This is a genomic window from Vibrio sp. 10N.261.45.E2, from assembly GCF_002875705.1.
Classification (GTDB): domain Bacteria; phylum Pseudomonadota; class Gammaproteobacteria; order Enterobacterales; family Vibrionaceae; genus Vibrio.
Genome location: NZ_MCZZ01000052.1, coordinates 1 through 898, shown reverse-complemented (window position 1 = coordinate 898; position 898 = coordinate 1). Strand labels below are relative to the sequence as shown.

At 44.7% G+C, this 898-nt stretch carries 1 protein-coding gene; it reads left to right on the top strand.

Features of this window, described 5'->3' with window-relative positions:
- Window positions 1-95 precede the first annotated feature (95 nt).
- The coding region (locus BCT34_RS02925; RefSeq protein ID WP_102305670.1) for an ISL3 family transposase at window positions 96-898 on the top strand (803 nt) is incomplete at its 3' end.

Here is an 898-nt window from a genome sequence, read left to right as displayed (position 1 = left end):
GGTTCATCGCGGATTAGCGGGAACTTAAAACAAAAACGGTAGTAAGTGATATGGTTTAGTCGCCAAACAAAAATCATACACAAACTACCGTTTCCATGCCGAATCATACTTTCCTATCTTCATTCTGGGAAGGCTTTCAAATAGTAAAGTCTCACCAGACAGCAACACTTATTACCCTGACTCTTAAACCTAACTCTGAAGCTAAATGCCTCTGTGGTCTTGAAGCCGAAGCTATCCATGAGTATCAATGGCGTCATGTAAAGGATGCCATGTTACTCGGTGTTCCAGTTGAACTTTCCGTTCAAACTCGAAGGGTTAAGTGTCGCGACTGCGGCATAAAAACAGAGTCTCTATCTTGGTTAGAGCCTTATGCTCGCATAACGAAGCGCCTAAAAAGCTATATAGAACAACTATTACCTCTTCTCCCCATTAAGCATATCTCCCAGTTAACGAGCGTTCATTGGCACACTATTAAAGAGATAGATAAACGCCGGCTTAGACAAGTTGTACCGTCAATAAAATGGGAAGACCTAAGGCAACTCGTCATGGACGAGTTCGCCATCTTTAAAGGACATCGATATGCCACGGTTATCGCTGACGCTAAGACTCACCAAGTCATTTGGATAGGATTAGGTCGTAGCCGCAAAGACATACGACCGTTCTTCGAGCAACTAGGCGAGCATGGGATAAATATCGAAGCCGTCGCGATGGACATGAATACGGCTTTCGATCTTGAAGTTCAAGCGCACTGCCCGAACGCAAAAATCGTTTACGACTTATTCCATGTTGTCGCTAAGTTCGGTCGCGAGGTGATGGATAGAGTTAGAGTCGACCAAGCCAACAAACTTAAGCAAGACAAAAAAGCGAGGCAATGGGTGAAGCGTTCACGCTGGGTACT